Source organism: Mesorhizobium sp. WSM4810 (assembly GCF_055811235.1).
In genome coordinates this window covers 286,515-312,438 of sequence record NZ_JBVVQV010000004.1, presented here as the reverse complement: position 1 = coordinate 312,438, position 25,924 = coordinate 286,515, and the positions used below count along the sequence as shown (strand labels likewise).

The window sequence follows — 25,924 nt, the reverse complement described above, 5'->3', positions numbered from 1 at the left end:
CTCGCTATCCGCGCTTTTCGATGACGCCGTACAGGACGTTGCGGTTCTCGCCAAAGAACACCTGCGCCTCGACGGTGTTTCGATCGACGCTGGCATTGATGATGTTCCACATATCGGCCTCCGACCGCAGCAGCAACACCCAGTTCATGAATGTCTCCCAATACCCGGCGTCAGGGTTGCCTTCTGCGTAGTTCGCAAACAGGAAGGTCCCGTTCGGCTTCAACATCTGCAGGCAGGTTTTCGTGAGCTTCACGGCGACGTTGTGCGCAAGGTAGTCGTAAAGGCCGGAGGCGTAGATGAAGTCGAACTTGCCAAGCTTGTGGCCCCGCGTGAGCACGGTTCGCACCGAGCCGTCGATGGCCTCTACCGCAGTGCCCTGGAAGTCGCGCGTGATCAATCCAACGCTCTGAGGGTCCTGATCGAGTGCAACCCAGCGCTTGAGACGGCCCTCCTGTAATGCGGCCGAGCGATTGGCCTCCCTTAAATGGCCGGCCGCAATCGCCAGGACCTCGGTTTGCGGTCCATTCCTGGTCGCAATCTTATCGACATAGCGGGTCAGAAGATCACGCCGTTCCCGTGCCGCGATGGACGACGGCACATCCTTGGTATGCATGTAGAGCGCCTTGCCGATCTCCGAGGCGTTTGCCACGCTCTCCGCCACGTGCGGATCGCAATAGATGTAGTCGAGCAACTGCGCGTCGCCGGAATAACCTCTGGGCTTGTCATGGGACCACCGCGTGAGCGGATCCTCAAGAAAGTACTCCAGGACCGGGTGGTTCTGCACCACCGGTATCAATGCCTGCCAGACGTCGGGATGAACCTTGGAACGCGTCGCGCTGAGGTACGACGTCACACGACGAATGATCTCGGCGGGGTCCTTTCGTTGCTCGATTTGCTGGTGTGTGGTGTGGAGAATGAGCGCAAGCTCGACGCGAGCGGTTTCGAACGCTTCGCTATGAGGCTCGAGCTTTTTTTGAGGGAGACTGGCGGCAATCATCTCGGCAGTAATCAAACTTTTGCCATCGAGGATGGTTGCCACCGCAGAACTCCATAATCACATTTAACTAGATATCGTTACATATTGCGTAAAATTTTATCTTTGCCAAGACACATGTCAGGCATTTTAGCGGTGTCGTTAAATTCCCGCCAACCATGCTGGTTTTTTGGACGCCTTGCGGGTCGGATTCCAGATACGAGTTAACCCAAACCTATATGCGCGACTGCATATTGCTTGCGAGGCGCCGCAATTCGCTGTCGCGCCTGAGGAGTCGGCCGGCGTGGGGGTAGAAGCTAGAAATGAGTTCGGCATACAAAGCCCCGTTCAAATGGGGCTTAGGGTGACGAACGAATACGCGTCATCCGCATTGGCCGATATGGCCCATGCGGAACCGCTTGAGCGGCGCTACGAGCGACGGTCCGACGAACTCCGCAGCCTCTACTGGGAGGAAGGCCAGGCGAAGCGAAGGATGGACGCCAGGCCGGGGCTTTGGATCGCCGTCGCCATCTATCTCATGTTTTCGGCAACGGATCTGCTGCTGATTCCGGATGTGGCACTCTATACGATCACGGCGCGCTTCGCGGTCGGAGTGACTGCGCTGTTGACCCTGGAAGCACAACTTCGCCGGGGGGTCGGAACGGAATGGATTGACGTGACTTGCGCCGCAGCCATCATCTTTGGCTATGTTGGTTGGTTGTCCCCAGCGGTTATGGCCGCGGACAAGGAAAGCGTCTCTTATTATATGGTCTTCGGTACTATCTTCATGATGGGCGCCAATCTTTTCTTCACATTCAGGTTTAATCTATCCATCGTAACTTCTGCTATAATTTTGTGTGTACTATACACCGTGAACTATTTCGTACCTTCTACGCTAACATACAAAATAGTACTAGGAATTTTTTACATTTCGTGCTTCATATTCACGTCGTATGTAAACTGGAGGTTAAACGAGGAACGTTACAACGTCTTCCTGAACGCCTTGGAAGCTAAAATCCAGCACAAGGAGGCCACCGAGCGCGGACAGGCGCTCTTGAATCTGTCGAGAACCGATCCGCTTACCGGTCTGGAGAATCGGCGTGCGATCGACGAGAAGCTGCGCGACTACTGGAGCGACTGGCAAAGGCATGGCAGCGGTTTTGTGGCGATCCTCATCGACGTGGACTTCTTCAAAAGGTTCAACGACTACTACGGACATCAGGAAGGCGATCGCTGCCTGATACTTGTCGCCAATGCCCTTGCCGAAATGATCAAGCAGCACAATGGTTCAATCGGCCGCTACGGCGGGGAAGAATTCATTGTCCTGGCTCGCATGGAGAAAAGGGAACAGGTCGCAGGTCTTGCCGAAGCCATTCGAAGCACGGTGGAGAACCTCGCGCTTCCCCACCAGCAGCGCAGAGACGGCACCTCGGTGGTGACGGTGAGCGTCGGCGCTGCCTTCACCAGGGCGCAGACTGGCGCCAAGCTGGAGAAGATCGTCCACGAGGCCGATCGTGCGCTCTATCTGGCGAAAGCAGGCGGTCGCAATTGTACCTGGCTGTTCGATCCAAACGATCCCCAGAGCAGCGACGAGAGCGAGAACATTGCGGCTTTGCTGAAGATCGCGATCGGCCAGGATCTCGTTTCACTCGTCTACCAGCCGATCCAGAACGTGGCGTCTGGCCGGGTTGAAGCCGTCGAGGCTCTGATGCGCCTCAAAATGCTGGACGGTACATCGGTTCCGCCGAGCCTGTTCATTCCTGTTGCGGAACGAACCGGCGCGGTCCTGGAGCTCGGGCGCTGGGCCATAAGGACAGTGTGCACCGAGCTCTTGGCGGACGATCACGTCCGTGTCGTCAGCGTCAACGTCTCTCCAATTCAGCTCAAGACGCCCGGCTTCGCAGCTTCGGTTGCGACGATTTTGAGCGAGACCGGCGTCGCCGGCAGCAGGCTGGCCCTCGAAATCACCGAAGGGCTGGAGATGGAGATGCACTCCGACGTTCTGCGCTGCATCAGCGACCTGAAGCTGCTGGGGGTCAGGGTATGGCTTGACGACTTCGGGACAGGCTTCGCGGGCCTCTCATGGCTTCGTCTCATCGATTTCGATATGGTGAAGATCGACCGCTCGTTCCTGCATGACTGCGGCACCCCAAGGGGCAAGGCGATGCTGCAAGACATCATTGCCCTGGTGCGAAATCGCGGCCATAAAATCCTGGTCGAAGGGGTGGAAACCGACGAGCAGCTGGCCCTGATCCGCGAATTCGACATCGATAAGATCCAGGGCTTTCACGTCGGCCGACCTGCTCCCGCCGCCAATTTCCGCACGAAACCGGCCGCTTACAAACGCACATTGTCGATCGTCAAGTCCGCATGAATGGCGGCGAGCGGCTACCGCCAGCCGTCGTCGCCGCGCTTCCCTCAGCAATGGTCCAGCGGCAATGTCTCGGGCCCGGATATCCGGATAGCCGATCGACCGTCGCCGCCGTCTATCTCAGCGGATCAGGTCTGGCTCATTGCTTCGTGCTCGCCTCCCGGAACGCCGCCTCTCCGGCCTCCGAAACCTCGGCCCACTTCTTGTCGGCTGCCGGATCCGCGGCGTAGCTGTCGTGCCAGTTCCACCATTTGTAGGCCGGGGTCTGGGGATAGCCTTCGGGCGAGTCCTCCCAGGAGGCGATGGAGCCTGGCTTTCAGGCGGTCGTCGACTGCATGCTGGGGGCCGGCTGGACGCGGGGAGATCTGCTGTTCGCCGGCTGCGCCGCCGCCGCGAACTGGCCGAACAACTGGCGATCATCGCCATCGTTTCGCGCGGCGATTCCAAGGAAATCAGGAAACAGATCAAGCAGCTGTCGAGGGACTAGGGTCAAAACTCAATCAGCCGGTGATCGACAATGACCGGGATGGAAGGCGGCCCGTCGTTGGACGTTCCCCACCACGACAGATACGCGCTCGGGCATCTCTTTAGGGCAGCCATAGCCGCACTTCCACCCATCGCTTACCTCATGCGGGCATCAATGACCCGCATGATCGCGACCGCAGTGCTCGTGTTCTGGGTGCCTTCTGTAGTAGCGCCTTTAGCGCAGGCCCAAACATCGCCCTTCTTGACTGTGAACTTTTCTTTGTTGTGAACGACCGAAAGTTCTCCCTCAGTCATGTGGCAGAGCATGTCGTTCGTCATCATGTTGTCCGGCGTCTTCGCCCCGGGTTGGATAACAACATCGCGTAGCATGACCGTTTTATAAGCTGGTATGACCGAAGCCCGCTCACCAAGCGCTACAACTCTGACACCGGGGCCGATCTCCTTGCCCTCATCGGGGCCGTAAGTCTGTGCGGCTGCTGGGGTCGCCCAAGCGATCAGTGGCGTCGCGGCTACTGTAAGACCGAGTGCAAATGTGGATCTACGATTGACGGCTTCCATTGCTTCCTCCCTATCAAAAGTTGGTCGGAAAGGTAGGCCAACAAGTCAAGGATGAGCGTTGCGGCCCAAAGTCAACTGATCTTCCGTTGGGTTTTGAGCCTAGGGCCGGATGGATAACTGCCTGACGACACGAGGAACTCGGAGTGCGAATTGTTCTTGGCGTGACAGCGGTGCGTGACGCTAGTGAACCCGGCTTAACCCACTGCATCGTCGGCCGCTTCTTCATCTCCTTGGGCGCCTCGCCGGCATGCTGGAGGCCCTTCCACAGCCGCTTCCAACTCAGTGAAGGCGGCGCGGCTCCCGCAAAAGGAAACGCCGAGGTCGAGGCGCAGCTCGCAATTGCACGCTCCATGATCCGCGCCGGCCGGCCACTCTAGAATCATAACTAGCGGACTTCGCGTCTTAGGCTACTCGGAACCGCTTAATGCCGCCGCGGTCCAGAAGCCAGCGCAATGGCACCAAAGGCGGTTATAATCTCACGCCAGACCATTTCCGGAACCTAGTCAGACATTCCAAGGCAGCCTGCAACAAATCGCCTCCCGTCGGCATCCGTTTGCGGCGGTCATGGTTCACCTGCGACCGAATCTGGACACGGCGCAGAGCCAGGACTACTGTCTACCCAATGAGCAGGTTCGTCCGCATCCTCGCAGTCGTCTTCCTCGCGGCCTTCGCCCTCGGCACGGCGGCGCATGCCGCGGCTTTGACGGACATGTCCCTGAAGATGTCGATGGCTGAGATGGACGGCGACATGCCCAACTGCCAGGACTGTCCCGGCGATGACGGTGAGACGTCGGCATGCGACCAGTTCTGCGTTACCTCGCTTGTCGCGATCTGCACGCCTGCCGCGGCCGAGCTGCCGCATTTCGCCGGTATCGTATCCTTGCCTCCCGGAGAACCGTCCGACGGCCGCACCGGTCCGCCCGAGCCCTATCCTCCCCGAACCACCTTCCTGAGCTGACACGGCCGCGGCATCCGCTCGCGACCGACCCGTCGACGCGCCCGGCTACGTCCGCGCGTCAAAAAAGCCTATTCCGGAATGGTTGATCCAATGCCCTATCCACGTGTGCCGGCGCTGACGCGTCGAACCTTCCTCGCATCGGCCGCCGCCGTTTCGGCGGGCGTGGTGCTTCCACCGCGATCCGACGCCGCAGGCCTTCGCGAGTTCCGGATCCGCGCCGGACCGGGACGCGCCCAGATCGCGCCAGAGCCGCATGGCGATACCCCCATCTGGTGCTATGACGGCAGCCTGCCCGGTCCGGAAATTCGCATCCGCCAGGGAGAACACCTGCGGGTGGCGGTCGAGAACAAACTCAACGAAGAGACGACGGTGCACTGGCACGGTTTGCGAGTCCCGAACGCGATGGACGGCGTGCCGCACCTCACGCAGGCGCCGATCTGGCCCGGCGAGACCTTTGCCTACGAGTTCGATGCCGTCGACGCAGGCACCTTCTGGTACCATCCGCACCATCGCAGTTTCGAGCAGGTCGGCAGAGGCCTCTACGGCCCGCTGATCGTGGAGGAAGCCGATCCCATCCGGGTCGACCGCGAAGTCACATGGGTGCTGTCCGACTGGCGGCTGACCAAAACCGCCGAGATGCGGGAAGACTTCGGCAACCGCCATGACATGATGCACAACGGCCGGGTCGGAAACACGGTCACGATCAATGGCCGCGTGCCGGATGTCTTTCAGGTGCGAAAGGGAGAACGCATCCGGCTGCGGCTGATCAACGCCGCCAACGCCCGCATTTTCGGCCTCGACTTCGGGAACCATCAGCCTGCCGTCATTGCGCTGGACGGGCAGCCAGTAGAGCCGCATGCGCCGGAAGGCGGGCTGGTCGTGCTCGGGCCCGCGATGCGCGCCGACCTCATCCTCGACATGACGGCTGACGCCGGAAGCCGGGTTTCCGTGATCGACCGCTTCTACGAGGGCCTCGAATACCGCCTGGTCGACCTAGCCTATGCCGGTAATCCGCTCAGGCAGGCGACTCCCGACTGGCCTGTCGCCCTCCCGCCCAACCCGCTGCCGGAGCCGGACCTTGCATCGGCCGTCCGGCACGAGGTCACCTTCAACGGCGGCATGATGGGAGCCATGGTCATGCAGGAGATGGGCGGCAGCATGGGCGACACGCGCAAGCATTCCCCCGGCGCCGTTGGCGGCATGATGGGCAGCATGGGCGGCATGATGAACATGATGCACTCCGGCGGCATCTGGTTCATCAACGGCATCGCGGCGGAAGGGCACGTCATGGACCCGATGCTGACGCTTGCGCGGGACAAGAGCCATGCCATCGCGATGACCAACGCGACGGCCTGGCATCATCCGATCCACCTGCACGGCCATTCCTTCCGGGTGATCTCCCGGAACGGCAAGCCGAGCAAGCACCGCGAGTGGCAGGACACGGTGCTCATGTCTCCGCGCGAGCGGGTGGAGATCGCCCTCGTTGCCGACAATCCGGGCGACTGGATGCTCCATTGCCACATACTCGAACACCAGGCCGCCGGGATGATGGGCGTCTTCCGCGTCGCCTGACCAATCCCTCAAAAGGAGAACCGAAAATGCGTACTATCCTGAATGCCGTCGCCCTCGCTTCCTTCGTCTGGGCTGCCGTCCCGGCGCTCGCGGGCGAGAAGGACGTCACCCTCTACAAGAACCCGCAGTGCGGCTGCTGCGAAGGCTATGCCGAGTACCTGCGGGAGAACGGCTTCACCGTCACCAGCAAGGCCACCCACGACCTCGCCGAGATGAGCCGCGAGGCAGGCATCGCGGACGAATTCCAGGGCTGCCACCTGTCATTCGTGGACGGCTACGTCGTCAGCGGCCACGTCCCCGTCGGCACGGTCAAGAAGCTGCTCACGGAGCGGCCCGACATCAAGGGCGTGACGCTGCCCGGCATGCCAATGGGCTCGCCGGGAATGAGCGGCACCAAGGAAGCGCCGTTCGAGATGCTGGAGATCACCAAGTCTGGCAGCGTGGGCGGCGTATACGCGCGGGAATAGGCCTGCAACGAGACGCGGAAAAGGAGCCGACAACGATGGACGGCGGAATGATGGAAGGCATGGGCGGCATGATGCTGGGCATGGGTGTGGGCTGGCTCCTGCTCGCAGTTGCGCTCGTTCTCGCGGTCGCGACCTTGGTGAAGTACCTGTTCTTCAGCGGCCGCAAATGAGCAGGCAGGCTGTTATCCTCGGCTTCGCGGCGCTCTTGGGAGTTGCCGCCCTCGCCTTGATCTGGTCGTTCGGAGCAAGCGAGGCCGCGGCAATTGCGCGGGGACGGCAGCTCTATTCCGCGAACTGCGCTTCCTGCCACGGGGCCAGCCTCGAAGGCCAGCCTGACTGGAAGAGGCAGCTTCCCTCGGGACGCATGCCCGCCCCGCCGCACGATGCGTCCGGGCACACCTGGCACCACCCGGACGGGGTGCTGTTCCGGATCACCAAAGAGGGTCCAGCCGCCGTGGTGGGCAACGGGTACGCTAGCGACATGCCGGGATTCGAGGACATTTTGAGCGACGAGGAGATCCGCGCCGTTCTCGCCTTCATCAAGAGCACATGGCCGGAGCGGGAGCGCGCCTACCAGTCGGAGATGAGCCGCCGCGAGCAGGAAAAGACGCAGTGAAGACGATCCCGTCGGCGCTGATACTTACCGTCGTTGTGGCCGTGGGCAACGCGCACGCGCAGGAACCGACAGTGATGCCGCTGCACGAGGAGCCGCAGCCCTTGCCCGAGCTCATCCTCGCCGACGAGGCGGGAGAGCCGCAATCTCTCGACGATTGGCGCGGCAAGATGGTGCTGCTCAACGTCTGGGCGACCTGGTGTGCGCCCTGCCGGGCCGAAATGCCCACGCTCAACCGCCTTCAGGGGCGGCTCGGCGGCGAGGGATTCGATGTCGTCGCCCTTTCGGTGGGCCGAGCGGGAGCCGGCGCAGTCCGGAAGTTCTTCGACGAGATCGGGGTCAAACTCCCCGTCTTCATCGACCAGGACGGGACTGCGATCCGCGCTTTGGGACTGTTCGGCCTGCCAGCCACGCTTCTGATCGGCCCCGACGGAAACGAGCTCGCGCGACTCGCCGGACCCGCCGAATGGGACACCCCCGAGATGGTTTCCTTCTTCGAAGGGATCATCGTACGAGAACTCGACCAAACCGGAGAACGGAGATGAACAGAAAAACACTTCTCGCCGCGATGGCCGTCACGTCTGTCCTCGCGCTTCCCGCATTTGCCCATCATCCGGGCGCCGATCTCGACAGGCTTATGGGCAGCGAGAGAAGTATTTCCAGGCGATCGACGCTCCCGCAGCGCCGGGATTCGATCTGGCCGACGACGAAGGCAATCCGGTCCGCCTCTCGGACTTCGCCGACAAGGTCGTTGTACTCAATTTCATGTTCGCGAGTTGCACCGACGTCTGTCCGCTGCACTCCGACCTGATCGCCCGCGTCCAGGCGATGGTCAACGAAACGCCCATGAAGGACGTGGTGCAGTTCCTGACGGTGACGACAGACCCGAAGTCAGACACGCCCGAGGTCATGAAGGGATACGGCGAAGCGCACGGGCTCGACCCGCGCAACTGGACCTTCCTGACCACCCGCGAAGGGCAGGCGGAGGATGCGACGCGCAAGCTGTCCGAGCAATACAACGTCCGTTTCGATCCGCTCGAAGGCGGCCAGCAGATGCATGGCTTGGTGACGCACGTGATCGACCGCGGCGGGCGCTTCGCGGCCAAGTTCCACGGCCTCAGGTTCGATCCGCTGAACCTGGTCATGTACGTCAATGGGCTGACGAACAGCGTGAATCGGCCGTGATCAATTGACTTGATCCAGCACTACCGCCGGACGCCCTCCGAGGTTGTCCGGTTGGGGGAACAACACGGCAACAGCGCAGGGATCGCTCATGAGCCGCCGCGCCAGCGCCGCTGGGAACAGGATTCCTGCGTTTCGACGCCGCCGCCGTCTATCTCAGCGGATCAGGTCTGGCTCATTGCTTCGTGCTCGCCTCCCGGAACGCCGCCTCTCCGGCCTCCGAAACCTCGGCCCACTTCTTGTCGGCTGCCGGATCCGCGGCGTAGCTGTCGTGCCAGTTCCACCACTTGTAGGCCGGGGTCTGGGGATAGCCTTCGGGCGAGTCCTCCCAGACCTCCTGCCGGCCCAGCGGCGTGATGTCGAGATAGTTCCAGGTGCCGCCCATCTGCTCGTCGCCGCGGTTGTTGATGAAGTAGGTGCGGAACACGCGATCGCCGTCGCGGATGAACACGTTGTGGCCGTGCCACTCGTCGACGCCGAAATCGGCGTCGAAGCTGTCGGTGAGGGTGAACCATGGTATCTCCCAGCCCATCCGCGCCTTCAACCGCGCGATATCCGCCTGCGGCGCACGCGAGACGAAGACGAGGGTGATGTCACGGGCGTTCAGATGGGCGAGGTGGGCAACCTGGTCGGCCACCATGGAGCAGCCGCGGCAGGCATGGTCGGGCCAGCCGAACACTCCCGGCTCGAAGAAGGCGCGGTAGACGATCAGCTGACGCCGGCCGTCGAACAGGTCGAGCAGGCTCACCTTCCCGTCGGGCCCCTCGAACGCATAATTCTTCTCCACCGCCATCCACGGCATCCGCCGCCGCTCGGCGGCCAGCGCGTCACGGGCGCGGGTCTGGGCCTTTTCCTTCACGAGCAGCTGCTCGTGGGCCGCTTCCCACTCCTGCGGCGACACCACCGGTGGCGTGCGCATGGCAGTCTGTCCGCTTTTCCGTTCGCTCTCGGCTACTGAAGTCATGGCTTCCTCCTGATCTGGGCGCGCGCCTCGTCGCTGAAGCGCGGCTCATTCGCTGCCCATCGCTGGTTGTTGGGCCTAAAATAGTTTGGCACCGGAAAACGACCAGTGGGAGTAACAAGTGTGACGCTATTATCCCCTCGGCGCGTTGAACCGCGTGGCGTGGCGCGACGGTGCTCCCGCCGCATGCCCGGGGCGCTGGCGCCATTCAAAATTTTGAGGGCAGCGTTTCGAAGATTGGGCTCAAACTCAAATCAGACTGGCTGCCGCCAATGGCCGAGAACCTTGCTGCTTGAACTGGTCGGCGGGAACTAGCAAAGAGCGCCATAACGGGCATCCGACACTGAACGCAAGAGCGGACGTTGACTCTGTTCTCCGCTACATCAACCCCACCAATCTACCGTCCACCGGGCTATGTCGAAGACGAACGGTGGAGATCGACTCGCGCCACGGCGTAGGCGTCAAGAGAGATGAATTGGTCATCCAACCGTCTTCCGGGACTTTCCATGAAGTTCGGATCGGCTGCCGCCCGCTCGAACTGGTCGGCAGCAAGAAGAGCAATGCGGGCGCTGTTCGGCGTATCCGAAAGCTGCACTGATTGCTTTTTGGCAGTAAGATTCGAGAGCCACAGCGTCGTGCGCCCGTCTTTTTCGGCCGCGATCGCCGCGATGCTGTCAGCTCCGGAAGTTGCCACGGACAGCAGGGTGGCCCCACTGAGTTTTGAGAGGCCTGCCATGACATGGAAAGCGGGATACACCATTCGGCCATCCTGTTCGTCAAACCACGGCTGCACGAAATCGGCCTTCCTGTAGACGTATCCGAACGGGCCGGTGAAGTCGCCGAATGCGACGGCCTCGATTCCCTCGCGCGCGCAGGCCGCGAAATAGCCGACTGTCCAAGCCGCATTGAACAGGCCGCGCTGCCGAGGATCGATGCGGCTCAGACAGACGCGACCGTTCGCTTCATTCGGCGCAGTGGACTTGCCGTAGGGGTTCTCGCGGCAGCCTAGCTGACTGGGACCTATACGCAGGGGCAAGCGGTCGCCCATGAAAGCACGGGTAGAGCGGATCAGATGGGGGATAGCCTGAAGCGTCTCCATTACGGAGACATCATCTGCTGCGTGCACGTTAGGACAGGTGGTGAAGGTTGCGTAGTCGAGCGCTCCGGTTGGCGGACGCTTGCGGTTTAGCTCGGTGAAGTATGCGGCCATGCCGCCGCCCAGCGGCACCCCGGGGAAAGCCCGGCGGGCGGCGGCGTAGTTTTGCTCGAAGGTGGGCATCGCCGGCCACGGTGCTCCCGGCTGCACCGACTTCATGTCCTGCGCCGGAAAGACGGAGACAGCTTCTGGATTGAGGCGAAGGCTTTGGACAGCATCCGCGAGAGGCGCCAATTCGCCGAAAGGATCAAGCGTGCCCTTGGTGATGATCTCAAGTACGACGCCAGCGCCGGTCAACTGTGCCAGGGCGGTGTAACCTTCAAGTTCATCCTGGCCGTGCCCGAACCGGAGATCGACTTGGCAGACCACCCACTGCGGAGCCAATGGTCGAATGAGCTCGGCGACTTCAAACGCGTGCTTCGCCTCGTCGGCAGCGACGCCGATGCCAATGCGGGGCACTCGACCGATGGCTCTGCCAATCGTCAGGTTGATGGATGGATCGGGGTTTTTGGAAGACCCGGCAGGGAGCGTTCCCAACAGCTGAAGTCGGACGGCCTGCGTGAATTTCTCGCCTTTCGGCAATCTGTAGGGCCACGGGCGACGCAGGGGACGGACATAGGTTTTGTAGGAGGCGTCGGACCAATTGCGCTGGTCCTCCATTTCAAAGGCGTCACCTTCCATGGTGCACGTGGCCCAGATTCCAGGCACGATCTCGTGCGAAAGCGCGCGAATGTCGGTGAACGGACACCTAGGATCGATGTAGTCCGGAAAAAGCGAGAGTTTTTCGCGACCGTCCTCGTGCAGCACCTTTACCGGCTTGCCGGCCAAACCCTCGATCGGATGCAGCACGACGAAGCCGGTTCTGTTGGTCAATACGTCAGTTTCGGGCTCCGCCTCCACCACAAACGACAGCGCACCGTCGCTCCCGCCTGCGATCCGCGCCTGGTAGACCAGCCGACCGCACGCACCGGCGCATGTTCCACGATAGGCGACGCTGAACGCATCCGGCTTTTCATCGATCTGAAGGTCATCGAGAACGGGCGTCTCGGTTCCCCAGTTCTCGTCCCGTACGAGAAATGAAATCCCGCGCAGAACCTCGACCCCGCCGATCCGCACATAGCGTATCGCCCCATTGTCAAACTCGACCGACAAGGGTCCCGCGCGCAGTGTCCGCAACTGCGGATCGACCTGTTCGGTCCCACACAAGCGGATTGCTCGAGGTGCTGCCGTGGTCAAATCGCTCTCTCGGTCTTGGCGTCGAAAATCGAGGCCCGGTTCATGTTGATGTCGATCGGCAGTCTCTCGCCGGGACGACTGACGTCGTGCGCCTGCAGTTCCGCCATCACCGGCGCGCCGGCCAGGCGGAAGGTCGCATAGCTGCGCGAGCCGGTCGGCTGCAGCAGGTCGATCGTTGCGTCGTAGCGAAACGTGCCCTGCGCAGGTGTCGCAGCATGCGCGCGCGTCAGATGTTCTGGCCGCAGTCCAAGCAGCACCGCCTGTCCGTCAATGGCGCCATTCAGGCTCCGGCCGCGGGCGACCGGAAGCAGCGCCTCGGAGAGCCGGATGGCGGCAGCGCTGCCGTCCAACTTCAGCGTGCCCGGCAGGAAGCTCATCCGCGGCGAACCGAGAAAGCCAGCGACGAAGGTCGAGGCGGGGCGCTCGAACAGCTCGAGCGGCGCGCCCTGCTGCTCGATCATTCCGTCGCGCATCAGCACGATGCGGTCAGCCAGAGTCATCGCTTCGATCTGGTCATGGGTGACGTAGATCATCGTTGTCGCAATGTCCTGGTGAAGGCGCTTGATCTCGCCGCGCATCTCGTCGCGAAGCTGCGCGTCGAGGTTGGACAGCGGCTCGTCGAACAGGAAAATGCGCGGGCTGCGGACAATGGCGCGGCCGATGGCGACCCGCTGGCGCTGCCCGCCGGACAATTGGCGCGGAAAGCGCCCGAGCAGCGGGGTGATGCCAAGCATGCGCGCCGCCTCGGCGACGCGCGTCTCCACCTCCGATTTCGGCATTTTTCGCGCCTTTAGGCCGAAGCCAATGTTTTTCGCCACGTTCATGTGGGGATAAAGCGCATAGTCCTGGAACACCATCGCCACGTCACGGTCGCGCGGTCGGAAATCGTTGACCACTTCGCCGCCGATCTCGATCGTGCCTTCCGAACTCTCCTCCAGCCCTGCAATGGTCCTCAGCAGCGTACTCTTGCCACAGCCGGACGGGCCGACCAGCACGGTGAACTCGCCGTCGCGAATGTCCAGGTCTATGCCGCGCACGGCATGGAAGGCGCCGTAGCGCTTGTGCAAGCCGGTGATCCTGACTTCGGCCATGCCGACCCTTTCTATCCGCGAACAGCGCCGAGCGTGAGCCCGCGCACGAGATGTCGTTGGGCAAGTACTCCCAGCGCGATCGACGGTACGAGGGAGACGATGGCCAGGGCTGCCGCCTCGCCATATTGCGCGCCCTGGAAACCGATGAAGGCGCGAAACACCGTTGGCAGCGTGAAAGCAGTGCGGCTGGTCAGAATCAGCGCGAAGAAGAACTCCGTCCAGCAGGCGATGAAGGCGAAGACCGCCGCCGCGACGATGCCTGGCGCGGCGAGCGGCACTGCGACGCGCCAGAACGCCTCCCACCGCGTGCAGCCGTCGACAAGGGCCGCCTCCTCCATCGATTTCGGCATGCCGCGGAAATAAGCGAACATCATCCATACCGACACCGGCAGCGTGAACACCGTATAGGCGATGATCAGGCCAATATGCGTGTCGTAGAGGCCAACGCCGCGGTAGATCAGGAACACCGGCAGCACGATGCCGATGGGCGGCAGGAAGCGCTGTGACAGCACCCAGAACGACAGATGCTGGCCGCCGGTGTTGTAGCGCGCCAGGCTGTAGGCCATCAGCGTGCCGAACAGGGCCGAGAGCACCGTTGCCGACAGCGAGATGATCAGGCTGTTGATCAGCCCGTCGAGGCCGCGATAGGCGAACAGCGCAGCTTCATAGTGGACAAGGGTGGGTGCGGTTGGGAACCAGACGGGCGGCACGGTGAGATAGTCGTCGCTCGGCTTGATCGAGGTGTTGAACATCCAGTAGAGCGGCCACAACACGAAGACCAGGAAGAAGCCGAGCAGCAGGATGCGGCCGACCGGTATCGACCGGCGTTTCGGGCGACGGACAGGCGCGACGGCCGCCATCAGACCGGCTCCGTCTTCAAAAGCCGTCGCACCAGCAGCATTACCACGAGCGCGGTGAAGATCAGGAACAACCAGCTTCCGGCGGTCGCCTGCGACAGATGGAATTGGGTGAAGCCGACCGTGTAGAGATAGTAGGAAGCGGTGTAGGTCCGCGTGCCTGGCCCGCCGCCGGTCATGATGAAAATAGTATCGAACATGCGGATTGCATCGAGCAGCCGAAAGGTCAGCGCCAGCAGCATCATTGGCGCAAGATGCGGCAGGGTTATCGCCCAGAACGCTTGCCAGGCATTGACCCCGTCGAGTTCCGCCGCCTCGTAAAGGTTCGGGGGAATGGCGGTAAGCCCGGCGAGCAGGATGACGAACATGAACGGTGTCCACTGCCAGACATCGGCGATGATCAGCGAAACATAGAGCCATGGCGATTCGGTCATCCAGCCGATCGTCACCTCCTGCCCCAGAAGTTGCGTCAAGATGTAGTTGGTCGGCCCGAACGGCCGCTGCAGCAGCAGCGTCCAGGCCTGGCCGACGATGACCGGGCTGATGAACAGCGGCACGATCAGGATCGACATGATCACGCCGCGGCCCGGAAAGCTGCGAACCATGGTCAGCGCCACGAGAAGTCCGAGAACGAATTCGATAGCGACGCTAATCCCCGACAGCCACGCTGTCAGCAAAAGCGACCAGCGCGCGACGGGATCGAACACGACGCGCTCGAAATTCTTCAATCCGACAAAGGCGTGGCCCGGCACCTGGAAATCATAGTTGATGAAAGACACGACCAGCGAGAACAGCAGCGGATAGACCGAGAGCGCCAGGATCAGCAGTACTGCTGGCGCCACCAGCAGCCATTTGAAGTGGCGGTCCGCCCAATTTGCGAAGCCCGACAGCCGTGGCGGGGCGCCGGCGGCCTTCAAGCGACTGATGGTTGCGGTATGCTGCATCGATTACATCCCAAAACCTGCCTGGCGGTTGCGACGAGGTGTTGCGGACCAAGCGCCCGCAACACCGATTTTGGTCAAGAATGCCGGCCGGCGTCCCTGAGGCAGGCCGAACTCAGAGGGTGACCGCCATGCCGAGCTTCTCCACCGTGTTGTCGGCAGTAGCGCCCGGCAGTTTCAGGAACTCGGTGTAGAATGCCTTCTGCGAATCCACGCCGAGCCGGTCGGTCGTCTCATTCCACTCGGCCGCCGCTGTTTCTAGCGACGCCTTCGGATCCGCACCGGCCCACACAGCTGTGCACATGCGGTCGATGCTCAGGAAATAGTCCTGCGCGCCTGGCATGATCGGGTCGAGGAGGCCGACATTGGCCGAGTTGTTAAGATTGCTCAGATACTCCTTGGCGCTCGGGAACAGCGCGCCGTAAAGCTCGGATTTGAAGTGGGAGATGCGGTAGGGATCGCGCAGGGCGTAGGGCAGCATGCAGCGCGCAAGCGAGACGGGTGGCGAGCAGGCCCATTGCATGAAAAGGTAGGCCGCTTCGGGGTTCGCCGAATCCGCCGACAGCGCCTTGTTGTAGCCGGTCGCATGTTCAGGATTGCCGGGCACGACCGCGTAGCCGACCTTGCCGGCGATCTGCGATTGCGGGATGAAGTTGATTGCGGTGGCCGACTGCGAATAGTTCGCGGCCATGCGGCCAGACGGCGGCCAGGAGTAGATCATCGCTACCTTGCCGGTCAGGAACGCCGCCCACAGCGAGACGGCGTCGAGTTCATTGTTGCCGGGAATCGACGCCGCATTGGCTGCAATCATGTTCTGCAGCGTCTTCACGCCGGCATCCGAAACCAAGCCGGCCTTCATGTCGTCGCCGAACAGTTTTCCACCGTTGGCGCGGTACTGCTGCAGAAAGTCGAACTGGTTGCCGGGACTGCCCGCCTTGCGGAAATGGCCAGCGCCATAAACGTTCGGCGCCATCTGGTCGGTGATGAACTGGGCGATCTGGGCATATTCCTCCCAGGTCTTCGGCGGCGCCAGCTTGGCGTTGAACTTGGCCTGGTAGGCCTCCACCATCTTCGGATCCTCGAAGATGTCCTTGCGGTAGTAGAGAGCGAACATGTCGCCGTCGTCGAAGAAGCCCCAGATCTTGCCCTTGTAGGTCGGCAGCGCCTTGTAGAGCGGATGATAGTCCTCGAGGTCGGCCGGGTTCATGTATTTGGCGATGTAATCGTCGAGAGGTGCGATGACGCCGCCATCGGCCAGCGACGGCGTCCAGGCTGGCGAGATGTCGAGGACGTCATAGGCGCCTGAGCCGGCAATGTGCTCGGCAACGGCCTTGGAGTACTGGTCCGGGTTCGACAGTTCGACCACGTTCGACTTCATGCCCGTAAGCTGCTCCCACATCGGTCCACTGAAATTGCGCGGGTCGAGAGCCTGCAGGCCTGCCTCGTAGGTCATGTTCAGCGTGACGCCCGAATGCGCCTTGGCCGCCTCGACGGCGCGGAAGGCGGAACCATCCGCCGGGCCTTCCATCGACGCCTTCATGGCCGCCGCCTGCGCCTGGCCGAGCGGTGAAGCGGCGTCTGCCAGTTCGAGCTTCTGCTGCGCCAGCGCCCAATCCGTCATCATGGCGAGGATCGGTCCGGACGCCGCCAGCATGCCGGTCATCTGGCCGAAGCGGGTTATGAAAGTTCGGCGGGTGGTTTCGCCGCGCATAAAGGCGTCGACCTCTGCTTCGAGGCCTGCCTGAAAGTCACGTTTTTCATGATCGTTCATAGAACTTGGTCCTCCCATTTTCGTTTGCCTTCACTCGTCCGCGGGCGCGGCGGTCGAGCATTCCTCTCGTGAAGCCGCCGCGAAGGCGCGGCGGCGCGCCGAATGCTCGTACTCCTATGTCCCGAAGCGGGCGGCGAAACCGGCCAGCCGATTCTTCCATGCCTCGCTTGAAAGCACCTCGCGATTGACCACGCCGCGCGGCTCGCGGCCGTGCTGCACCTCGATGACCGCTTTGACGTCCGCAGCACCGTTTCCGGCAAAACACTGGTCGGTCCAGCAGAGCGCGTGCGGCGTCAGGATAACGTTGTCGAGCTTGAGGATCGGGTCGTCGGCATCCGGCGGCTCCTGCTCCAGCACATCGAGCCCCGCGCCGGCGATGCGGCGCTCCTGCAGCACTTTCGTCAGCGCCACCTGGTCGACGATCGGACCGCGCGCGGTGTTGATCAGGTAAGCCGTCCGCTTCATCAGCGCGAGCCGCTCGGCATTGACGATGTGGTGGGTCTGAGGCGTTAGCGGGCAGTTCACCGACAGCACATCGGCGCGGCGGAACAGATCCTCCAGCTCGACCAGTTCGATGCCCAGTTCGGCAGCGACTTTGCTGTCGGCGAATGGGTCATGGGCGATGAAATTCATATCGAAGGGCTTGGCCAAGCGAAAGACCTCGGCGCCTATATTGCCGATGCCGAGCGCCCCCAACGTACGCCCGACGAGACCAACGCCCATATGATCCGAACGCTGATTGAACCCGGCAGGCCCCTTGCGGGTCAGCGCGTCCTTGGTGAGCAGTTTGCCGGTCAGTGCCAACATGAAGGTGATGACGGATACGGCGACCGGCCGCCGCACCCCGTCGGGCGTGATGACAAGGGCGATGCCGGCGGCGGTGCAGGCCTCGACGTCGACGGTATCGTAGCCGACTCCGAAACGGGCAACGACGGCCAGTCGGCCGCTCTTCGGGACACTGGTCGCATCGAAGCGATGGGTGAGCAGGATCAGTGCATCGAAGTCCTCAAGCTGATCGCCGCGCAGCGGATTGTTCGATTCCAGGAACGCCATCTCGATGCCGGGCGCATTGCGCAGCGGCTCCAGGTCGAAGTCGGGATAGGTCGGCGCGCCGTCCGGCTTGCGAAAATCACCGGAGAGCGCCACCCTGAACATTGCGTTGGCCATCGTCTCCTCCGCCTCACTCGCACCCGGCCCGGATCTTTGAGACCGCGTCGGCCATCGCATCGTGCAGGACCCAGACGTCACCCGAATAACAGATGAAATCGAAGCCTTGCGCGTAGAAATCGTGACCCTGCTGGACGCTGGGTACCAGGCGTCCAAGCGATTTGTTGTGCGTCTTGGCGGCGGCAACGATCTTGTCCATCGCCGCGGTGAAGGTGGGATGGGCGAAGTCGCCGGGAACGCCGAGTGAGACCGACAGATCGAAATGTCCGACCCACAGACAGTCGACCCCGTCCAGTCCCGCGATGCCGTCGATGTTCTTGACGCCGTCGGCGGTCTCGATCAGGCAGATGAACACCGAGCGCTGGTTGGCCGTTTCGAATTTATCTGTGACCGAGCCCGGACGGTAGCGGTCATGCGCGATCTGTAGCGCTACGCCGCGAGCGCCAGCAGGATGATACTTCATCGAGTTGATGATGTGCTGCGCCTGTTCGACCGTACTCACCATCGGCGCGATCAGCCCTTCAGCCCCCATGTCCATGGCGCGGGCGAGGAAATGATAGTCCTGCGACGGCACACGCACCATGACGGGCAGGTCGGCTGCCTCGAAATAGCGGATCGCGCTCTTCACCGTTTCCAGGCTGAAGCCCGAATGCTCCATATCGAAGAAGACGAAATCGCAGCCGGCGGATTTCAGAATGTGCCCGATTCCCGGCGTCGCGAATTCGGCGACGAGCGTGCCGAGCTTAACCCGTCGGTGCGCAGCCAACCCCTTGAGACTAGACTCTAACATGCGCTTCCCTCCCCTTCGCCCCGAAGGGCGCAATCCAATTATGCTTTGTTCAAGGCGTTGCCTCGAGAACGAGGTCGCAGATCGTCACCAATTTGGTGTCAACGAGCGGCGCGCTTTGCGTGTTGAATTCATCGAAATGCGCCGTCCGGCAGTGTTCGTCGAAAGCGGCCTCGCTGTCATAAATCTCGTAGAGCACGAGCCGGTCCGGTTCGCCGCGCGCCTCCGTCACGTCAAAGCGGCGGCAGCCGACCTCGTTGCGTACCGACGCGGTCGCATTGGCGTCAACGAGCTTTCGGAAGCTGTCTCGGGCGCCCGGCTTGAGGCGGAAATCGACCCAGACGACGAAGCTGGTCATCACATGGGCCTCGCGATTTCCAGATAGCGCCTCGACACATATTCCAGATGCCTGCGCATCGCCGCTTCGGACCCGTCCGGATCGCGCGCGGCGATCGCCTCGAAAATCTTTCGGTGGGCCTCGTAGGCCTTGCGGTCTTCACCTTCGGCCAAAGTCGTCCGCCGCTGTTCGAGCAGCCATTCGGCCAACGCCGCATGGACAGCTGTGAAGATCCGATTGCGGGTGATCACCGCCAGCACGTAATGGAAGTCCACGTCAGTGCGTTCGAAGCGCGTGAGGTCGCCGATCGACTGCCGGTTCATCTCTAGCGCCGCCTTGAGGCTTTCAATGTCCTCTGGCGTGGCATTCACAGCGGCGTTGCGGGCAAGCCCGACCTCGAAAAACAAACGTGCGCTCTGGAAGTCCTGAACCCCGCCCGGGGCCGAAATCATGTGTCGCGCCGGGCCTGAGAGGGCGTCAAGTACGAATTGGGGTGTGGGGCGGGTGACGCGGGCACGCTCACCGGACCTCACCTCGACAAGGCCCATCTTGCTCAGATGCAGCAGCGCCTCACGGATTGAGGGGCGCCCGACCCCGAATTGCCGCATGAGTTCCCGTTCCGACGGCAGCCGCTCGGCTTCGGCCAGTTCTCCCTTGCGGATCATCCGCTCGAGGTGTTCTGCAACCTCGTCCGAAAGCTTCCGCTGCTTGATCTGAACACCAATCACTTGGCATACCTTTGATACCAACACGCTATTGCCATGTTGCCCCCGTGTCAAACACAACTCAAATCGACAGACGCCCGTCTTCAAGCGCAAAACAAGCGAGCGAGGCTTTGGCTCTTTTTCTACAAGCAACTTGCTCACTAGCTGAGCGATCAGCCAACGCTGTCAGTTCGCGTCAGGATCATTTCGGATCGAACGAGATTGATCGGCAGCGGACGTCGACAATTCCGGTCGGTGGCATCGCAAACCTTGCGGACTAGCCGAAACACCCCTCCACTTCGTCATCCCGGGCGGCGCAAGGAGCGAGGCGACGCGGCGCAGCCCTGGGATCCATCATGCCGTTATCTCAGCCGAAGAATGCAGCAGACCAGAACCGAACGCTACCACCCCGTGAAAAAGCTCGAACCACTCTGGATTGGACGGTCCGTTGCGGGAGAATATATGGACAGCCCTGTTCCAGCCGCCGCCGACTCGATTTGCAAATCGGCGCAAAAGCTCCCAATCTGGTCGCCGCCGCAGCAATGCTTGATACTTGTTAGCGGCGAAATAATGGGAGGAAATTCGCACATGAAAAAGACCTGTGTCCGTCTGGCGGCAACGGCAGTAATGCTCGTCTCCGCCGCCAGCTCGGCTTACGCCGACAGCCTCACCCTCTATTGCGCCGCCGACGAGGCCTGGTGCCAGCAAATCAAGACCAGCTTCGAGGAAAAGACCGGCATCACCGTCGACATGACCCGCAAGAGCTCAGGCGAGACATATGCCCAGATGCGCGCCGAGGCCGGAAACCCAAAGGGCGACGTTTGGTGGGGCGGCACCGGCGATCCTCATCTCCAGGCCGCCGAGGAAGGACTGACCGAGGAATATACGTCCCCGAAGCGCGGCGAACTGCACGATTGGGCGATCAAGCAGGCGGAAGCCGCCAACAACAAGACGATCGGCGTTTACTCCGGTGCGCTCGGCTTCGGCTACAACAAGGATCTGTTGGCCAAGAGCAACCTGCCGGAGCCGAAATGCTGGGCCGACCTGACCAAGCCGGAATACAAGGGCCACATCCAGATGGCCAACCCAAACTCATCGGGCACCGCCTATACAATGCTCGCGACGATGGTTCAGCTGATGGGCGAGGACAAGGGTTTTGAGTACCTGAAGGCGCTCCACGCCAACATCAACCAGTACACCAAGTCCGGCTCCGCTCCGATTAAGGCCGCGGGTCTCGGCGAAACGACCATCGGCATCGTTTTCATGCATGATGCGGTGACGCAGACGGCAGCCGGCTTCCCGATCGTCACGGTGGCGCCTTGCGAAGGCACCGGCTATGAGATCGGCTCGATGTCGCTGATCAAGGGCGCCCGCAACCCGGAAGCAGCGAAGCAGTTCTACGACTGGGCGCTGACCGCAGAGATGCAGTCGAAGGCCAAGGACGTGAAGTCGTTCCAGTTGCCGTCGAACAAGAACGCCACCGCGTCCGAACTGTCGCCCGACCTGTCGACCATCAAGCTCATCGACTACGATTTCAAGCAGTATGGATCGAGCGCCGAGCGCAAGCGCCTGCTGCAGAAGTGGGATACGGAGGTCTCGACCCTGCCGCAGTGATCATGCGCGTCCGCACTGCCACGAGCGCGCTTCACCCGACCGTCGTCCTGTGGACGGCAGTCGGCTTGCTCGGCTATGCGCTGCTGCCTTGGTACGGGATGGACAGCAATCTCTTCACCCTGTCCTGGCTGCTGGACGGCTATCCGCTTGACGATGACGTCGCGCCGGCGCTTTTCCTTGTGCTGCAAGGCGACAAACTCTGGCTCGCACCCCTCGGCCCGCTGCTTCTCGCGCCGCTCCTGCTATGGGGGCGGCGCAAGTCCGACCCTTTCTTTGGCTATTTGCTGATCGCCGTCGGCGCGACCGGCGGCGCCTATTTCCTGCTTCAAGGCTTCGGCATTGGCCTGCGTGGCTTCCAGTGGCAATGGCTGAACTCGCTCTTTGGCGAGCTTGACGACCGCCAGTTTGGCATGGGCTGGGGCACACTGCTGGTAGGCTGCGCGTTCCTGTTCCTGTTCACCCTCGGGCTTGCGGCTCGCGGCGCGGTGGCCGGCGACGAATTCGTCGCCGGCTCGATCGGCTTCGTTGTCGCTGTTGTCGCCATCTTCATCTTCATGCCGATCGGTCAAATGCTGGGGAGCGCGCTGCTCACGCAAGAGGGCGACTATTCGCTTCCCGTCTTTCTCGCGAAACTCTCCAGCGACCGGCTCTGGAGCCTCGGCTGCCTCACCGGTGGCCCGCGCTGCGGCGTCGCCTGGAATTCGCTCCTTCTCGCCGTGCTCGTCGGCGTGACGACCACCGCGCTCGGCCTTGTCTTTGCCCTGGTGGTGACCCGTACCGGCTTTCGCTACGGCGCGCTGTTGCGCGCGCTGACCGTGCTGCCGATCATCACACCACCCTTCGTCATCGGCCTCGCCATCATCCTTCTGTTCGGCCTCTCGGGCGCCATCAATCTGGGTTTCGCCGAGCTGATCGGCGTCCAACCGACGCGATGGGTCTACGGCCTGCCTGGCCTGCTGATCGCCCAGGTGCTCGCTTTCACGCCGATCGCTTTTCTGGTGATGATCGGTGTGGTCGAGGGTGTCAGCCCATCCATGGAGGAGGCCGCGCAGACCCTGCGCGCCAATCGCTGGCAGACATTCATCACCATCTCCCTGCCGTTGATGCGACCGGGTCTGGCCAATGCCTTTCTGCTCGGCTTTATCGAGAGCATGGCTGATTTCGGCAATCCGCTGGTGCTCGGCGGCAATTTCGATGTGCTGTCCACCGAGATCTTCTTCGCCATCGTCGGCGCGCAATACGACCAGGCGCAGGCGGCGATCCTCGCCCTCGTGCTCCTGTTCTTCACGCTCGGGGCATTCTACGCCCAGCGATTCTGGCTTGGGAAGAAGTCCTACACGACCGTCTCCGGCAAAGGCGACGCCGGCGTTCACTCGCATCTGCCGGCAAAATTGCGCAGAGTCGTCTTCGCGGTCGCCGCCGTCTGGACGCTGTTTACCTTGCTGATTTACGTGACGATCTTCTACGGCAGCTTCGTCAAGCTGTGGGGGGTGGATTTCTCTCTGACTTTTGAACACTACGTGACGGCGTTCTCCATCGGCTGGAACGAGTTCGGCATCCACTGGCGCGGCTCGGCCTGGAGTTCTTTTTGGACGACCATGGAAATAGCGATGATCTCCGCGCCGCTGACCGCGGCCATCGGACTCTTGACCGCCTATTTGCTGGTCCGCCAGAATTTTGCCGGCAAGGACACCTTCGAATTCGCGACGATGCTGTCCTTCGCCATTCCCGGCACTGTGATCGGCGTCTCCTACGTGATTGCGTTCAATGTGCCGCCGATCGAGCTCACCGGCACGGGCATTATCCTGGTGCTCTCCTTCATCTTCCGCAACATGCCGGTTGGGGTCCGCGCCGGTGTCGCGTCGATGTCGCAGATCGACCGCAGCCTCGACGAGTCGTCCCTCACTTTGGGAGCCAACTCCTGGCAGACCTTCCGCAAAGTGGTGCTGCCGCTGCTGCGGCCGGCCATCCTTGCCGCGCTGGTCTATTCCTTCGTTCGCGCCATGACCGCCATCAGCGCCATCATCTTCTTGGTCAGCGCCCAGTATGACATGTCGACCAGCTATATCGTCGGCCGCGTCGAGAATAACGAATATGGCGTCGCCATCGCTTATTCCGCCGTCCTTATCGGCGTCATGCTGGCGGTGATCGGTCTGGTGCAGCTTGCCGTTGGCAGCCGCATGATCGGCCGGCGCGGTCTCGACGGCGATCTGGCGCAGTCGCGCACCAATGTCAGCCAGGCGGTCGTGGCGCGTCCACAGCCGGCGATCTCGGGAGGCGCATGATGGCCGAAATTCGCGGCAATGCCGCCTCAGTCGAATTCAGGAATGTCACCAAGATCTACGGCAAGAGCAAGGCGCCCGCCGTCAACGACATCTCGCTGTTCATCGAGGCCGGGAAGCTGGTCACCCTGCTTGGACCGTCGGGCTGCGGCAAGACGACCACCTTGCGCATGATAGCCGGACTGGAAATGGTAACGAGCGGCCAGATCCTGATCGGGGGCGCCGACGTCACCCGGCTGCCGGCCACTGATCGTGATGTCTCCATGGTGTTTCAATCCTACGCGCTTTTCCCGCACATGACCGTGACCCAGAACGTCGAATACGGCCTGGGCTTTTCCGGATTCGGCAGGAAGGAGACGGCCGAGAGGGCCAGAGCCGGGCTTGAACTGGTCGGCCTCTCCAATTTCGGCGACCGCCTGCCGAGCCAGCTTTCGGGCGGACAGCAACAGCGTGTCGCGGTGGCGCGGGCGCTGGTCCTGGAGCCGCAGGTGCTGCTCTTCGATGAGCCTTTGTCGAACCTGGATGCGAAGCTCCGCCGGCGCGTGCGCGAGGAAATCCGCGAGATTCAGCAGAAACTCGGCCTGACGGTCGTCTATGTCACCCACGACCAGGAGGAAGCGCTCGCCGTCTCCGATCGCATCATTGTCATGAACAATGCGGTGATTGCCCAAGACGGCACGCCACGCGACCTCTACGAGCAGCCCGCGAATGCTTTCGTGGCCGACTTCATCGGCGAAGCCAACATGTTCCAATGCGAGGTCGTGTCGGTCGAGGGCGACAGCGCCACCGTGCATCTGGGACCTGCCGTCCTGAAGCTGCCGGCTCGCGGCCGCAAACTGGGGCCGGCCATGCTGGCGGCGCGACCGAGCCGCCTCGAGATTGGCGAGCCGAATGCGCCTGGCGCCTTGCCCGGGACGCTTGAAAAAGTGACCTATGTCGGCAGCCACCTCGAGTTCGTAATTGCCACGCAATTCGGCGAAGTCTTCGTGGTCTCGCCGGATGTCGATACCGCGTTTCGAGCGGGGCAGCCGGTGAGCATCGGCTTTCCCGAACGCGGACCCGTGCTGATCACAGACTGAACGCCGCTTTGCAGAGCGCGTGGACCTTGTCGAACACGCCCTTGCCGCCCGCGATGACCAGTGTTCCTTCCTCGAGAACCGTTTTCGGGTCGGGCGTGACGACCGACCCGCCGGCCTCTTCGACCAGAAGCATGCCGGCGAGGCAGTCCCAAGCATTCATATGCTCCTCGACATAGGCGAGTAGCCTGCCCGAGGCGACGTAGGCAAGCATAAGCGCACCGGATGCATTGCGGAAAAACACGCCGCCCTCCTGAAGCAGGAGATCGATCAGCTTGGCGACGGTGCGCGCTTCACGACGATTGGAGAAGCCGGTTCCGACCGAGCCTTGCGTCAGGCTCGTCGTCGGGCTTGTCTTGATGGGCCGGCCGTTGAGGAAAGCGCCACCGCCGCGGCGTCCATAAAATGTCTCGCCGGTAGAGGGTTCATGGATAACGCCCACGACCGCCACACCCTCCTTGACGCAGGCGATGACGACGGTCCAGGCCGGGATGCCGCGCAGAAAGTTGGCAGTGCCGTCGATTGGATCTATCACCCATGTGTAACCCGATCCGCCGGCGAGTGCGGCGTGTTCCTCTCCGATAACACCGTCTTCAGGATATTGCGCCGCAAGCTCCCGGCGGATGAACGTCTCGACATTCCGGTCGGCCTCGGAGACCAGGTCCTGATGACCCTTGCTCTCGATTGTGAGTGTCTCCAGTTGTCGGAAATATTGCAGGCCGAGTTCGCCGCCGCGCCGCGCCAGCGCAGTCGCAAACAGCATC

24 protein-coding genes and 1 pseudogene are annotated in these 25,924 nt (G+C 62.1%); 11 read left to right on the top strand and 14 right to left on the bottom strand.

The features are described 5' to 3' along the window. Window positions 1-4: 4 nt before the first annotated feature. A complete protein-coding gene (locus AC0L3O_RS08655; protein WP_128166787.1) occupies window positions 5-1,039 on the bottom strand; it encodes a class I SAM-dependent methyltransferase in 1,035 nt (344 codons plus the stop codon). Window positions 1,040-1,325: 286 nt separating this feature from the next. Here AC0L3O_RS08655 and AC0L3O_RS08650 point away from each other — a divergent pair, with 286 nt between their 5' ends. Beyond that, window positions 1,326-3,347, top strand: coding sequence for a putative bifunctional diguanylate cyclase/phosphodiesterase (locus AC0L3O_RS08650; RefSeq protein ID WP_128176810.1), 2,022 nt, complete (start codon window positions 1,326-1,328; stop codon window positions 3,345-3,347). A 136-nt stretch (window positions 3,348-3,483) separates the two neighbouring features. On the opposite strand, the pseudogene AC0L3O_RS08645 reads toward AC0L3O_RS08650, so the two are convergent. Then, window positions 3,484-3,639, bottom strand: a pseudogene (locus AC0L3O_RS08645) (DUF899 domain-containing protein); the annotation flags it as partial. A gap of 326 nt (window positions 3,640-3,965) precedes the next feature. Continuing rightward, window positions 3,966-4,388, bottom strand: a complete 423-nt coding sequence (locus tag AC0L3O_RS08640) for a hypothetical protein (protein ID WP_287342679.1) — start codon at window positions 4,386-4,388, stop codon at window positions 3,966-3,968. Window positions 4,389-5,010: 622 nt separating this feature from the next. Between AC0L3O_RS08640 and AC0L3O_RS08635 the strand changes: the two genes are divergently transcribed. The 7 genes from AC0L3O_RS08635 (at window position 5,011) to AC0L3O_RS08605 (ending at window position 9,183) form a co-directional block, all read left to right on the top strand. Next, window positions 5,011-5,346, top strand: coding sequence for a hypothetical protein (locus tag AC0L3O_RS08635; protein ID WP_473615349.1), 336 nt, complete (start codon window positions 5,011-5,013; stop codon window positions 5,344-5,346). Window positions 5,347-5,436: 90 nt separating this feature from the next. Further along, window positions 5,437-6,918, top strand: a complete 1,482-nt coding sequence (locus tag AC0L3O_RS08630) for a multicopper oxidase family protein (protein ID WP_473615348.1) — start codon at window positions 5,437-5,439, stop codon at window positions 6,916-6,918. A 26-nt stretch (window positions 6,919-6,944) separates the two neighbouring features. After that, window positions 6,945-7,385 carry a DUF411 domain-containing protein gene (locus AC0L3O_RS08625; protein ID WP_023803572.1) on the top strand — a complete coding sequence of 147 codons (441 nt, stop codon included), beginning with the start codon at window positions 6,945-6,947 and terminating at the stop codon, window positions 7,383-7,385. Window positions 7,386-7,420: 35 nt separating this feature from the next. Beyond that, a complete protein-coding gene (locus tag AC0L3O_RS08620; RefSeq protein WP_023803571.1) occupies window positions 7,421-7,555 on the top strand; it encodes a hypothetical protein in 135 nt (44 codons plus the stop codon). Beyond that, on the top strand, window positions 7,552-8,001 hold the full coding sequence (locus AC0L3O_RS08615; RefSeq protein WP_023803570.1) for a c-type cytochrome: 450 nt from the start codon (window positions 7,552-7,554) through the stop codon (window positions 7,999-8,001). The genes AC0L3O_RS08620 and AC0L3O_RS08615 overlap by 4 nt, the downstream gene beginning before the upstream one ends. After that, complete coding sequence (locus tag AC0L3O_RS08610; RefSeq protein WP_473534052.1) at window positions 7,998-8,543, top strand: TlpA family protein disulfide reductase; 546 nt, start codon at window positions 7,998-8,000, stop codon at window positions 8,541-8,543. The genes AC0L3O_RS08615 and AC0L3O_RS08610 overlap by 4 nt, the downstream gene beginning before the upstream one ends. Before the next feature lie 55 nt (window positions 8,544-8,598). After that, entirely contained in the window at window positions 8,599-9,183 is a 585-nt protein-coding gene (locus AC0L3O_RS08605; protein WP_353834086.1) for an SCO family protein, read from the top strand. A gap of 172 nt (window positions 9,184-9,355) precedes the next feature. On the opposite strand, the gene AC0L3O_RS08600 is transcribed toward AC0L3O_RS08605, so the two are convergent. The 10 genes from AC0L3O_RS08600 to nanR all read right to left on the bottom strand — a co-directional run bounded on the left by AC0L3O_RS08600 (window position 9,356) and on the right by nanR (window position 20,350). Further along, entirely contained in the window at window positions 9,356-10,144 is a 789-nt protein-coding gene (locus tag AC0L3O_RS08600) for a DUF899 domain-containing protein (RefSeq protein ID WP_473534053.1), read from the bottom strand. Window positions 10,145-10,553: 409 nt separating this feature from the next. After that, window positions 10,554-12,533, bottom strand: a complete 1,980-nt coding sequence (locus AC0L3O_RS08595) for a D-apionate lactonase family protein (protein WP_473615346.1) — start codon at window positions 12,531-12,533, stop codon at window positions 10,554-10,556. Next, window positions 12,530-13,624 (bottom strand): ABC transporter ATP-binding protein, encoded by a 1,095-nt coding sequence (locus AC0L3O_RS08590; RefSeq protein WP_473534055.1) that lies wholly within the window; start codon window positions 13,622-13,624, stop codon window positions 12,530-12,532. The genes AC0L3O_RS08595 and AC0L3O_RS08590 overlap by 4 nt, the downstream gene beginning before the upstream one ends. Window positions 13,625-13,635: 11 nt before the next feature. Continuing rightward, window positions 13,636-14,484, bottom strand: a complete 849-nt coding sequence (locus AC0L3O_RS08585) for a carbohydrate ABC transporter permease (RefSeq protein ID WP_128246859.1) — start codon at window positions 14,482-14,484, stop codon at window positions 13,636-13,638. Next, window positions 14,484-15,425 carry a carbohydrate ABC transporter permease gene (locus tag AC0L3O_RS08580; protein WP_287242094.1) on the bottom strand — a complete coding sequence of 314 codons (942 nt, stop codon included), beginning with the start codon at window positions 15,423-15,425 and terminating at the stop codon, window positions 14,484-14,486. Before AC0L3O_RS08580 ends, AC0L3O_RS08585 begins: the two co-directional genes overlap by 1 nt. Before the next feature lie 112 nt (window positions 15,426-15,537). Continuing rightward, window positions 15,538-17,193: an extracellular solute-binding protein gene (locus AC0L3O_RS08575; RefSeq protein ID WP_287059078.1), complete on the bottom strand. Its 1,656-nt coding sequence runs from the start codon at window positions 17,191-17,193 to the stop codon at window positions 15,538-15,540. Between the two features lie 114 nt (window positions 17,194-17,307). Beyond that, window positions 17,308-18,360, bottom strand: coding sequence for an NAD(P)-dependent oxidoreductase (locus tag AC0L3O_RS08570; protein WP_287213098.1), 1,053 nt, complete (start codon window positions 18,358-18,360; stop codon window positions 17,308-17,310). A 13-nt stretch (window positions 18,361-18,373) separates the two neighbouring features. Beyond that, complete coding sequence (locus tag AC0L3O_RS08565; RefSeq protein ID WP_287195557.1) at window positions 18,374-19,150, bottom strand: HpcH/HpaI aldolase family protein; 777 nt, start codon at window positions 19,148-19,150, stop codon at window positions 18,374-18,376. 49 nt (window positions 19,151-19,199) lie between these two features. Next, the gene (locus AC0L3O_RS08560) at window positions 19,200-19,505 is read right to left on the bottom strand and encodes a putative quinol monooxygenase (RefSeq protein ID WP_128246864.1); all 306 of its coding nucleotides are present in this window, start codon (window positions 19,503-19,505) and stop codon (window positions 19,200-19,202) included. Further along, the gene (gene nanR / locus AC0L3O_RS08555; protein ID WP_287342716.1) at window positions 19,505-20,350 is read right to left on the bottom strand and encodes a transcriptional regulator NanR; all 846 of its coding nucleotides are present in this window, start codon (window positions 20,348-20,350) and stop codon (window positions 19,505-19,507) included. The genes AC0L3O_RS08560 and nanR overlap by 1 nt, the downstream gene beginning before the upstream one ends. A 426-nt stretch (window positions 20,351-20,776) precedes the next feature. Between nanR and AC0L3O_RS08550 the strand changes: the two genes are divergently transcribed. From AC0L3O_RS08550 to AC0L3O_RS08540, 3 genes are read left to right on the top strand one after another with little or no spacing between them, the layout of a single operon-like run. Next, window positions 20,777-21,802 carry an ABC transporter substrate-binding protein gene (locus AC0L3O_RS08550; RefSeq protein ID WP_473615344.1) on the top strand — a complete coding sequence of 342 codons (1,026 nt, stop codon included), beginning with the start codon at window positions 20,777-20,779 and terminating at the stop codon, window positions 21,800-21,802. 2 nt (window positions 21,803-21,804) lie between these two features. Next, window positions 21,805-24,087 carry an ABC transporter permease gene (locus AC0L3O_RS08545; protein ID WP_473615343.1) on the top strand — a complete coding sequence of 761 codons (2,283 nt, stop codon included), beginning with the start codon at window positions 21,805-21,807 and terminating at the stop codon, window positions 24,085-24,087. Beyond that, window positions 24,087-25,163, top strand: coding sequence for an ABC transporter ATP-binding protein (locus tag AC0L3O_RS08540; protein ID WP_023803563.1), 1,077 nt, complete (start codon window positions 24,087-24,089; stop codon window positions 25,161-25,163). The genes AC0L3O_RS08545 and AC0L3O_RS08540 overlap by 1 nt, the downstream gene beginning before the upstream one ends. On the opposite strand, the gene AC0L3O_RS08535 is transcribed toward AC0L3O_RS08540, so the two are convergent. Next, window positions 25,153-25,923 carry an inositol monophosphatase family protein gene (locus tag AC0L3O_RS08535; protein WP_473615399.1) on the bottom strand — a complete coding sequence of 257 codons (771 nt, stop codon included), beginning with the start codon at window positions 25,921-25,923 and terminating at the stop codon, window positions 25,153-25,155. The genes AC0L3O_RS08540 and AC0L3O_RS08535 overlap by 11 nt on opposite strands. Window position 25,924 lies beyond the last annotated feature (1 nt).

What these genes read in the sequence shown, in the direction of transcription:
- AC0L3O_RS08650 (WP_128176810.1), top strand. Translation starts at nt 1,326, where the DNA reads ATGGGGCTTAGGGTGACGAACGAATACGCGTCATCCGCATTGGCCGAT.
- AC0L3O_RS08640 (WP_287342679.1), bottom strand. Translation starts at nt 4,388, where the DNA reads ATGGAAGCCGTCAATCGTAGATCCACATTTGCACTCGGTCTTACAGTA.
- AC0L3O_RS08635 (WP_473615349.1), top strand. Translation starts at nt 5,011, where the DNA reads ATGAGCAGGTTCGTCCGCATCCTCGCAGTCGTCTTCCTCGCGGCCTTC.
- AC0L3O_RS08630 (WP_473615348.1), top strand. Translation starts at nt 5,437, where the DNA reads ATGCCCTATCCACGTGTGCCGGCGCTGACGCGTCGAACCTTCCTCGCA.
- AC0L3O_RS08625 (WP_023803572.1), top strand. Translation starts at nt 6,945, where the DNA reads ATGCGTACTATCCTGAATGCCGTCGCCCTCGCTTCCTTCGTCTGGGCT.
- AC0L3O_RS08620 (WP_023803571.1), top strand. Translation starts at nt 7,421, where the DNA reads ATGGACGGCGGAATGATGGAAGGCATGGGCGGCATGATGCTGGGCATG.
- AC0L3O_RS08615 (WP_023803570.1), top strand. Translation starts at nt 7,552, where the DNA reads ATGAGCAGGCAGGCTGTTATCCTCGGCTTCGCGGCGCTCTTGGGAGTT.
- AC0L3O_RS08600 (WP_473534053.1), bottom strand. Translation starts at nt 10,144, where the DNA reads ATGACTTCAGTAGCCGAGAGCGAACGGAAAAGCGGACAGACTGCCATG.
- AC0L3O_RS08590 (WP_473534055.1), bottom strand. Translation starts at nt 13,624, where the DNA reads ATGGCCGAAGTCAGGATCACCGGCTTGCACAAGCGCTACGGCGCCTTC.
- AC0L3O_RS08585 (WP_128246859.1), bottom strand. Translation starts at nt 14,484, where the DNA reads ATGGCGGCCGTCGCGCCTGTCCGTCGCCCGAAACGCCGGTCGATACCG.
- AC0L3O_RS08580 (WP_287242094.1), bottom strand. Translation starts at nt 15,425, where the DNA reads ATGCAGCATACCGCAACCATCAGTCGCTTGAAGGCCGCCGGCGCCCCG.
- AC0L3O_RS08575 (WP_287059078.1), bottom strand. Translation starts at nt 17,193, where the DNA reads ATGAACGATCATGAAAAACGTGACTTTCAGGCAGGCCTCGAAGCAGAG.
- AC0L3O_RS08570 (WP_287213098.1), bottom strand. Translation starts at nt 18,360, where the DNA reads ATGGCCAACGCAATGTTCAGGGTGGCGCTCTCCGGTGATTTTCGCAAG.
- AC0L3O_RS08565 (WP_287195557.1), bottom strand. Translation starts at nt 19,150, where the DNA reads ATGTTAGAGTCTAGTCTCAAGGGGTTGGCTGCGCACCGACGGGTTAAG.
- AC0L3O_RS08560 (WP_128246864.1), bottom strand. Translation starts at nt 19,505, where the DNA reads ATGACCAGCTTCGTCGTCTGGGTCGATTTCCGCCTCAAGCCGGGCGCC.
- AC0L3O_RS08550 (WP_473615344.1), top strand. Translation starts at nt 20,777, where the DNA reads ATGAAAAAGACCTGTGTCCGTCTGGCGGCAACGGCAGTAATGCTCGTC.
- AC0L3O_RS08545 (WP_473615343.1), top strand. Translation starts at nt 21,805, where the DNA reads ATGCGCGTCCGCACTGCCACGAGCGCGCTTCACCCGACCGTCGTCCTG.
- AC0L3O_RS08540 (WP_023803563.1), top strand. Translation starts at nt 24,087, where the DNA reads ATGGCCGAAATTCGCGGCAATGCCGCCTCAGTCGAATTCAGGAATGTC.
- AC0L3O_RS08535 (WP_473615399.1), bottom strand. Translation starts at nt 25,923, where the DNA reads ATGCTGTTTGCGACTGCGCTGGCGCGGCGCGGCGGCGAACTCGGCCTG.